The organism is Arthrobacter sp. Br18, assembly GCF_000520555.1.
In the GTDB taxonomy this organism is placed as follows: domain Bacteria; phylum Actinomycetota; class Actinomycetes; order Actinomycetales; family Micrococcaceae; genus Arthrobacter_D.
Genome location: NZ_KI914876.1, coordinates 13,491 through 22,857 on the forward strand (window position 1 = coordinate 13,491; position 9,367 = coordinate 22,857).

General features: G+C 67.5%; 5 protein-coding genes and 1 pseudogene. 5 read left to right on the plus strand and 1 reads right to left on the minus strand.

The features are described 5' to 3' along the window. The 3 genes from Y704_RS21085 to glgX form a co-directional block, all read left to right on the plus strand. On the plus strand, positions 1-1,204 hold a 1,204-nt coding region (locus Y704_RS21085; RefSeq protein WP_155850365.1), incomplete at its 5' end, for a cysteine--tRNA ligase. 86 nt (positions 1,205-1,290) lie between these two features. After that, complete coding sequence (rlmB, locus tag Y704_RS0112520) at positions 1,291-2,271, plus strand: 23S rRNA (guanosine(2251)-2'-O)-methyltransferase RlmB (protein WP_026550364.1); 981 nt, start codon at positions 1,291-1,293, stop codon at positions 2,269-2,271. A 12-nt stretch (positions 2,272-2,283) separates the two neighbouring features. After that, the gene (glgX, locus tag Y704_RS0112525) at positions 2,284-4,365 is read left to right on the plus strand and encodes a glycogen debranching protein GlgX (protein WP_026550365.1); all 2,082 of its coding nucleotides are present in this window, start codon (positions 2,284-2,286) and stop codon (positions 4,363-4,365) included. A 32-nt stretch (positions 4,366-4,397) separates the two neighbouring features. Here glgX and glgP read toward each other — a convergent pair whose 3' ends face one another. After that, positions 4,398-7,010: an alpha-glucan family phosphorylase gene (gene glgP, locus Y704_RS0112530; protein ID WP_026550366.1), complete on the minus strand. Its 2,613-nt coding sequence runs from the start codon at positions 7,008-7,010 to the stop codon at positions 4,398-4,400. Between the two features lie 135 nt (positions 7,011-7,145). Here glgP and Y704_RS0112535 point away from each other — a divergent pair, with 135 nt between their 5' ends. Together Y704_RS0112535 and Y704_RS25320 are read left to right on the plus strand one after the other, a co-directional pair. Continuing rightward, the gene (locus Y704_RS0112535; protein ID WP_253904323.1) at positions 7,146-9,185 is read left to right on the plus strand and encodes an alpha-1,4-glucan--maltose-1-phosphate maltosyltransferase; all 2,040 of its coding nucleotides are present in this window, start codon (positions 7,146-7,148) and stop codon (positions 9,183-9,185) included. Continuing rightward, a pseudogene (locus Y704_RS25320) lies at positions 9,185-9,367 on the plus strand (trehalose synthase); the annotation flags it as partial. The gene Y704_RS0112535 and the pseudogene Y704_RS25320, both read left to right, overlap by 1 nt.

Sequence of the window (9,367 nt, forward strand, 5' to 3'; positions counted from 1 at the left end):
CAGGGAACCCGCCGGAACGGACCCGGCGATCGTGCCGGACGAGCCATGGTGGGCACTGGCCTACCGCTACGAACTCGAGTTCACGAAGGCCTACGACGCCCTCGGAGTGCGGCGGCCCACCTACGAGCCACGCGCAACGGGGCACATCCCCGACATGCACGCCCTGATCGGGCAGCTGATCGAGCGGGGGCACGCCTACCCGGCCCTGGACGATTCCGGCGATGTCTACTTCGATGTCCGGTCCTGGCCCGCCTACGGGTCCCTCACGCGCCAGAACATCGACGACATGCAGGGCGCGCCCGACGCCGGTCCACACGGCAAGCGGGATCCACGCGACTTCGCGCTGTGGAAAGGCTCGAAAGCCACCGACCCGCCGTCGGCGTCCTGGTCCAGTCCCTGGGGCCACGGACGGCCGGGCTGGCACCTCGAGTGCTCGGCGATGGTCACCAGGTACCTCGGACCCGAATTCGATATCCATGGTGGCGGGCTGGACCTGCGGTTCCCGCACCACGAGAACGAGATGGCCCAGTCGCAGGCGGCAGGCCACCCGTTCGCCCGGTTCTGGATGCACAACGGCATGGTGACCTACCAGGGCGAGAAGATGTCGAAATCGGTAGGCAACACCGTCAGTCCGGCGGAGATGCTCGCCGTCGCCGGCCCCCGCGTGGTGCGCTACTACCTCGGCCAGGCCCACTACCGCTCGGTGCTCGACTACAGCCCTTCCTCCCTCGAGGAGGCCACGGCAGCCGTGGGGCGCATCGACGGATTCATCGCGAAGGCCTCCGCCAGGGCAGGGGGTGCTGGAAGCGGCGCGGCTGCGGGGCTTCCTGAGCAGTTCTGCAGGGCCATGGATGATGACCTCAATGTGCCGCAGGCGCTCGCAGTGCTGCACGGAACCGTCCGGGCGGGCAATACCGCGCTGGCGGAGGGGAAGGACGCCTCCGTCGCCGCCGCCCTGGCGTCGGTCCTCGCGATGACGGAAGTCCTCGGGCTCGACGACGCGCAGCAGCCTCCCGGCTCAGGCACATCCGCCGAGTCTGCCGCATTGGATTCCCTGGTCCGCTCCCAGCTCACGCAACGGGACGAAGCCCGTGCCGCCAGGGACTGGGCACGTGCCGACGCCATCCGGAACGACCTGGCCGCGGCCGGCGTCACGGTGGAGGACTCGGAGGCCGGAGCAACATGGGGCCTGGCCGCGCCCTGACCAGGTTCAAGGACGCGGGTGATGAGAGCCGCCGGGCGTCCGCGTAAACTGGTGGAGATTCTTCTTCTATATAAAGGTGTTTTTCCATGGCCAGTCACGGACGTCCAGGCGCAGTGCGCAAGTTGAAAAAGGGCCCCACCATCGGCACCGGCGGCCATGGACGCAAGTCCCTCGAGGGGAAGGGACCCACGCCGAAGGCGGAGGACCGCCCCTATCACCAGGCGTACAAGAACAAGGAGCTGTCGGACCGGTCGGCGGCGAAGCGTGGCGGAAAGAACGCCGGCACCGGGCGGACCAAGGGCAAGGCGGCCGAGGAGATCGTCACCGGCCGCAACTCGGTGGTCGAGGCCCTCCGCGCGGGCATCCCTGCCAAGGCGCTGCACGTCGCGATCCGCGTGGAGATGGATGACCGCGTGCGGGAATCGCTCAAGATGGCAACTGAGCGAGGCATCCCGGTCATGGAAACCGGGAAGCCGGAGCTCGACCGGATGACCGAGGGTGCCGTGCACCAGGGCCTCATGCTCCAGATCCCGCCCTATGAGTACGCCGACGCCCTGGACCTCGCCGACGAGACCATGGACAAGTTCAAGCGCGGACACATCTCCAACGCCCCGCTCTTCCTCGCCCTCGACGGGATCACCGATCCCCGGAATCTGGGCGCCATCATCCGCTCCGCGTCCGCCTTCAGCGCGCACGGCGTGATCGTGCCGGAACGCCGCTCGGTGGGGGTGACGGCGTCGGCGTGGAAGACGAGCGCAGGCGCGGCCGTCCGCGTACCCGTGGCGCGCGTCGGCAACCTGAACTCCGCCCTGAAGAGCTTCAAGCAGAAGGGCATCTTCGTGCTCGGGCTCGACGGCGACGGCGACGTCTCGCTTCCGGACCTGACGCTGTCCAGCGATCCGATCTGCATCGTGGTGGGCTCCGAGGGGAAGGGCCTCTCACGCCTGGTGCGGGAGAACTGCGACCAGATCGTCTCCATTCCGATCGATTCCGCCATGGAGTCCCTCAATGCGTCGATGGCGGTGGGAATCACGCTCTACGAGGTGTCCCGCCAGCGCTCTTCCTAGAGCGGACGGACGGTGCATCCTCTGAGCGCGCACGGCCCGACGGCGCCGTCGAGTGAGTTTCCCCTCGGCCTGCACCGCCTGCGGGGGCGGTGGGCCGACGAGATCCATGCGAACGCCGCTGTCTGGGCCCCTTCGCTGGCGTCGGTGGACGTCCACTACCAGACGCCCACCGGCGGATGGACATCCGAGACGCTGATGGGTCTCGACGGCGGCGTGCACCACGGAGTGGTCGGCCCCATCGCGTCGGGTGCCTCCTACGCGTTCTGGCCCACGGGCGAAACCCTTCCGGCGAACCCCGGGGAAGCCCAGCTCCTGCTCGACCCGTACGGGCGAGCAATCGCGGTGAACGATGCCGCCACTGCCACGCACTCCTCAGTGTTCGTGGAGCACTCCTTCGACTGGGGTACTTCCGAACGCCCGCGGACCCCCTGGCGGGACACGGTGGTGTATGAAGCGCACGTCAAGGGTCTGACGCAACTGCACCCCGACGTACCCGAGAAGCTGCGCGGAACCTATGCGGGCCTCGCGCATCCTGCCATGGTGGAGTACCTCCTGGACCTCGGCGTGACCGCGGTGGAGTTGCTGCCCGTCCAGTTCCACATCGACGAGCCGCACCTCGAACCCCTCGGCCTCAGCAACTACTGGGGCTATAACACGCTCGGCTTCTTCGCGGCCCACACCGACTACGCCACCCGGCAGGCCCAGGCCGCTGGCCCGGAGGCTGTGCTGGCGGAGTTCAAGGGCATGGTGAAGCAGCTGCACGAGGCCGGCCTGGAGGTTCTCCTGGACGTGGTGTACAACCACACTGCGGAAGGACCGAAGGACCGCCCCGCGCTGTGCTGGCGTGGGCTGGGGGATTCGGACTACTACCGGCACGACGACGCCGGCCGCTACGTCGACACGACGGGCTGCGGCAACTCCCTCGATTTCTCGCAGCCCAAGGTCGTCGAATTCGCCCTCGATTCCCTCCGCTACTGGGTCGAGGAGTTCCAGATCGACGGCTTCCGGTTCGACCTCGCCGTCACGCTCTGCCGGGACGAATCCAACACCTTCACCCCGCGCCACCCCTTCCTGGTCGCGGCGGGGGCGTCCCGGGCACTGCGTGGAGTGAAGCTCATTGCCGAACCCTGGGACATCGGCCCCGGCGGCTGGCAGACCGGGAACTTCCCGCACGGCTGGGCCGACTGGAATGACGGCTTCCGGGACACCCTCAAGGATTTCTGGCTGCGGGACCAGGCGTCGCTCAGGGCAGGAGGTAGCGCGTCCTCGCCCGGACGGCTGGCCGGATGCCTTGCCGGTTCCTCCGACAGCTTCGCGCATACGGGCCGGAGCCCCCTGGCGTCCGTCAACTTCGTCACGGCGCACGACGGCTTCACCCTGGCCGACCTCACCATGTACGACCGCAAGCACAACGAGGCGAACGGCGAGGGCAACCGCGACGGGCACGGCGACAACCGCACCTACAACCATGGAGCGGAGGGCCGCTCGGAGGACGAGGGGATCATCGCCGCGCGGGAGCAGACGGCGCGCAATCTGATGGCGTCCCTGCTGATTTCCCTGGGTGTTCCGATGATCACCGCAGGGGATGAGTTCGGCCGCACGCAGCGCGGCAACAACAACGCCTACTGCCAGGACAACGAGCTTGCCTGGGTGCATTGGACACGGGATGCGACGGCAACGCGGATGCTCGAGACGACCCGGACGCTGCTGACGCTCCGGCGCGACTTCCTCGCCGGGCTGCCGGCGGGTTTCCCGGCCCGCAGCTCCACCCTCCTGTGGTTCAGTGCCTCCGGACTGCCCATGACGCCATGGGAGTGGGATAACCCCGGGACGCGCACCGTCCAGTTCCTGCTGGGATCACAGGGCGGAACGGTGAACGGGCTGGTGGTGATCAACGGATCCCTCGAGGCCCAGCGCATCCACCTTCCGGCTGCCTGGATCCTCCAGAACCAGGGGATCGACGGCGCCCAGCCGCGCTGGTTCGAGCGCACCTTCGATTCCGCCGATCCGGAGGGAGAACGCAACGGAGCCCGCCTGCTCTCGGGCGAGGCGGACTCCGTTGCAGCCAACTCGGTCAGCATGTACCGCTGCTGACCGGGCCGGCCGGTTTCTTTCCGAACACCGGCTCAGGCGTTGACGACCAACCCGAGCTCAGCCTTGGACACCAGTGTCGAGTGCCGGGGAAGCACACGGACGGTGTACCCGAAGGACCCTGAGTGGTCGATCGTGATTCCACCCGTGAACAGGTAACGGCCGCTTCCGAGGTTCTCGGCGACCCCCAGATCCTCCAGCGCCACGTTGTCGAGCTCGTCGTTGTCCGTGGCGCGTCCGAAGGCCACCTCCACGGCGACATCGTCGGGATCGAGATTGCCGAGCGCGACGTAGGCGTTCACGGTCAGGGAATCGCCGATCTGGGGATCTTCCGTGACACCGACCGAATCGACGTGCTCCACCTGGACCGCAGACCAGCCGCCCTGGATGCGCGAACGCCAGGCGGCGGTGCGCTTCGCCAGTGCATAGGAGTCGGCGACGGCGTCGCGCCCTGCCCGCCACGCCGGCTGGTACAGCTGCCCCACGTAGTCCTGCAGCATGCGCTCCGCCGAAACCGCAGGGCCGAGGGTTGCCATGGTGTGCTTGATCATGGCGATCCACTGGTGGGGGATCCGGTCCTGCGACGGCGCCGAAGGACCCGCGGCACCCGCTCCCACGGCAGGAGCGGAGCCGTAGAACCTCGGGCTCACCTGGGTCTCGAGGAGATCGTAGAGCGCCGCCGCCTCGATGTCGTCACGATCATCCGCCGACGCACCATTGTCTGCGGTGGGAATGGCCCACCCGTTGTCGCCGTCGTACATCTCATCCCACCAGCCGTCGAGCACCGAGAGGTTCAGGCCGCCGTTGATGGCGGACTTCATGCCCGAGGTTCCGCAGGCCTCCAGGGGACGGAGCGGGTTGTTCAGCCAGACGTCGCAGCCCGGGAACAGCGTGCGGGCCATCGCGATGTCGTAGTTCGGCAGGAACACGATGCGGTGGCGCACCGCGGGGTCGTCGGTGAAACGGACCAGGTCCTGGATCATCCGCTTGCCCTGCTCGTCCGCAGGGTGCGACTTCCCGGCAATCACGAGCTGGATCGGGTGCTCGGGGTGCAGCAGCAGGGCCTTCAGGCGCGCGGGGTCGCGGAGCATGAGGGTCAGGCGCTTGTAGGTGGGCACACGGCGCGCGAAGCCGATGGTCAGCACGTCTGGATCGAGCACCGAATCCGTCCACGCCAACTCGGCGTCGGCGGCACCGCGGGCTTTCCAGGACGCACGCAGGCGGCGCCGGACATCGGCCACGAGGTTCGAGCGGAGGCTGCGGCGCAGCGCCCAGATCTCGGGATCCGCGACGTCGTACACGCGTGACCATTTCGGGTCGAGGATCGACTCGGCACCGAAGTTCTTGCGTGCGAAGTCGGCGATCAGAGGATCGACCCAGCTGGGCACATGGACGCCGTTCGTCACCGAGGTGATCGGCACCTCCCGCGTGTCGAATCCCGGCCACAGACCCGAGAACATCCCGCGGGACACCTCGCCGTGCAGCTTGGCGACGCCGTTGGCGCGCTGGGCCAGGCGGAGGCCCATGACCGCCATGTTGAACTTGCCCGGATCCCCGTCCACGTAGTTCTCCGCGCCCAATGCCAGGACCTTGTCCGTGGGGACGGAATGCGCGAGGCCTGCGTTGAAGAAATGCTCGATCTGGGAGCGGTCGAAGCGGTCGATTCCCGCGGGAACCGGAGTGTGGGTGGTGAAGACGGTGGACGCGCGTCCGGCCGTCAGGGCTTCCTCCCAGCTCATGGGGGACTCGCTCGACGGATCCATGAGCTCACGGATCCGCTCGATGCCGAGGAACCCCGCGTGTCCCTCGTTGGTGTGGAACACCTCGGGAGCGGGGACCCCCGTCAGCCGCTCGAAGATCCGGAGCGCTTTGACGCCGCCCATGCCCAGCAGCAGTTCCTGCTGCAGGCGCTGGTCTCCGCCGCCGCCGTACAGGCGGTCGGTGACGTTGCGTGCGGCTTCATCGTTGCCTGCGACGTTCGAATCGAGCAGAAGCAGCGGCACGCGTCCTACGTCGGCGCGCCAGATGTGCGCGGACAGCTGCCGGCCGTTGGGGAGCGGAAGAACGACCTTCGCTGCGCTCCCGTCCTCCTCGCGGAGCAGCGTCAGGGGCAGGCCGTCCGGGTCGAGGACGGGGTAGGTCTCCTGCTGCCAGGCGTCACGCGACAGGGACTGCTTGAAGTAGCCGGCCTGGTACAGCAGGCCCACGCCGATGAGCGGAACGCCGAGGTCTGACGCCGACTTCAGATGGTCTCCGGCAAGGATGCCAAGGCCGCCGGAGTACTGCGGCAGGACGGCGCTGATGCCGTACTCCGGGGAGAAGTAGGCGATGGAGCGGGGTGCGTCCTCGCCGAGCGACTGGTACCAGCGCGGCTCGTTGAGGTAGCTGTCGAGGTCGGCTCCGAGGTCCTGGATCCGCTGGACGAGCTGCTTGTTGGCGGCCAGCTGGCGCAGCCGTTCACGGGTCACGGAGCCAAGCAATGACACCGGATCGTGACCGCTGGCGGCCCAGGCGGCGGGGTCGATGTCCTCGAAGAGGCGCGAGGTCGGCAGGTGCCAGGACCAGCGCAGGTTGCCCGCGAGCTTGCCCAGGGGGGCAATGCTCTCGGGGAGGACGGTACGGACGGTAAATCTGCGGATGGCCTTCACGGAAGTTACGCTAGCGCACTTGCCGCGGGAGATGGTGAAGACCCAACGCGCACGCTCACGTAAACCGCTGATTCATCCGTATGTTACGGGAAGCCCCCTTAGCAATTCGGCTGAATACTCGCTAACGTCGTGTGCGTGACGATTTCGAGCGAGCAGACCCGCAATGCCCCCTACCCGGACGGGCTGCGCTTCGGCCGCATCCCGATTACCGCAGTAACCCCCGTGATCGAAGACGGAAGATTCCCCTCCAAGGCCGTTCCGGGCTCGGACATCGCCGTCGGAGCGACAGTGTTCCGGGAGGGCCACGACCAGCTCGGTGTCTCCGCCGTCCTGTACGACCCCCGCGGCCGGGAGGTCCAGCGCATCCGGCTGAGCGCGGTCGGCGCGGGACTGGACCGGTGGGAAGGCCGGCTGCGCCCGGCGGCACGCGGGCTCCACACCTTCACCATCGAGGGTTGGTCGGATCTCTACGGGACGTGGGAGCACGACGCCTCCATCAAGATCGCAGCCGGCGTGGACGTCGAGCTCATGCTCGCCGAGGGTGCCGCCCTCTTCACCAGGGCGGCCGAGGGCCGGACCGCCAAGGAGACTGCCCTGTTCCGCCGCACTGCAGCAGCGCTCGCGGACACCTCCCTCCGGGTCGAGGACCGGCTTGCAGCCGGCTCCACGCCCCCGATACTCGAGGCAATCCGGCGCCTGCCGCTCCGCGCCATGGTCACGGCGTCCCCCGCCTACCCCATCCTGGTCGAGCGTGAACTTGCCGGGCGCGGTGCCTGGTACGAATTCTTCCCGCGCTCCGAGGGTGCCAGCTACAACCCGGAAACCGCCGAATGGACATCGGGCAACTTCCGGACAGCGGCGAAGCGCCTCGACGCCGTCGCCGACATGGGGTTCGACGTCGTCTACCTTCCGCCGATCCACCCGATCGGACGCACCCACCGGAAGGGACCGAACAACACGCTGACAGCAGGACCGTCCGATCCCGGGTCCCCCTGGGCCATCGGTTCCGAGGCCGGCGGGCACGACGCCATCCACCCTGACCTCGGCACCTTCGACGACTTCGACGACTTCGTGGCGCGCGCGGCCGAGCTGAAGCTCGAGGTTGCCCTCGACTTCGCGCTCCAGGCGTCGCCGGACCACCCGTGGGTCACCTCGCACCCCGAATGGTTCACCACGCGGGTGGACGGCTCCATCGCGTACGCCGAGAATCCCCCGAAGAAGTACCAGGACATCTACCCCATCAACTTCGACAACGACCCGTCGGGCCTCTCGAAGGAGATCCTGCGGATCGTGCTGATGTGGGTGGAGCGCGGGGTGAAAATCTTCCGCGTGGACAATCCGCACACCAAGCCGGTGCAGTTCTGGGAATGGCTGATCGCGAAGGTGAACAGGAAACACCCCGACGTCGTCTTCCTGGCCGAGGCGTTCACGCGCCCGGCGATGATGCACGCACTGGGCCGTGCGGGTTTCCAGCAGTCCTACTCCTACTTCACCTGGCGCAACACCAAGACGGAGATCGAGGAGTACTTCACCGAGATCAGCTCCGTCTCGCCCGCCTACTTCCGACCCAACTTCTTCGTCAACACCCCGGATATCCTCACCGAGTTCCTCCAGTACGGCGGCCCCGCCGGGTTCAAGGTGCGGGCGGTGCTCGCGTCCATGGCCAGTCCGCTGTGGGGCGTGTACTCGGGGTACGAGCTGTTCGAGCACGTGGCCCGCCCCGGCGCGGAGGAGTCCATCGACAACGAGAAGTTCCAGTACCGGCCCCGCGACTATGCGGCCGCCGAAGCCGAGGGACGCTCGCTCGCTCCGTACATCACCCGGCTGAACGCGATCCGGCGCTCGCACCCGGCACTCGGTGATCTTGAGAACCTCACGATCCACTCGAGCAGTGACGCGGCGACCGTCGTGTTCTCGAAGCACAAGGAGACAACCGAGGGCAAGGACACGGTCATCGTCGTCGTGAACGTGGATCCGCACAGCACGAGGGAAAGCACCGTGTCCCTGAACCTGGCTGCACTCTCGATCGACGCCGCGGACCGCAACGAGGACGGCACGTTCTGGGTCGATGACCTCGTGAGCGGCCAGAGCTTCGCCTGGGGCGAGAACAACTATGTCCGGCTGGACGCCCATGTGGAACCAGCACACATCCTTTCTGTCAGGAGGCAGCGCTAGTGCCCAACCCTTTCCAGCTGAACGCACCCGGGCTTGCCCACGATCCGCACTGGTACCGCAAGGCCGTCTTCTACGAGGTTCTGGTCCGAGGCTTCGCCGACGCGAACGGTGACGGTTCCGGAGATTTCTCCGGACTCATCGAGCGGATGGACTACCTGCAGTGGCTCGGCGTCGACTGCCTG

What these genes read in the sequence shown, in the direction of transcription:
- rlmB (WP_026550364.1), top strand. Translation starts at nt 1,291, where the DNA reads ATGGCCAGTCACGGACGTCCAGGCGCAGTGCGCAAGTTGAAAAAGGGC.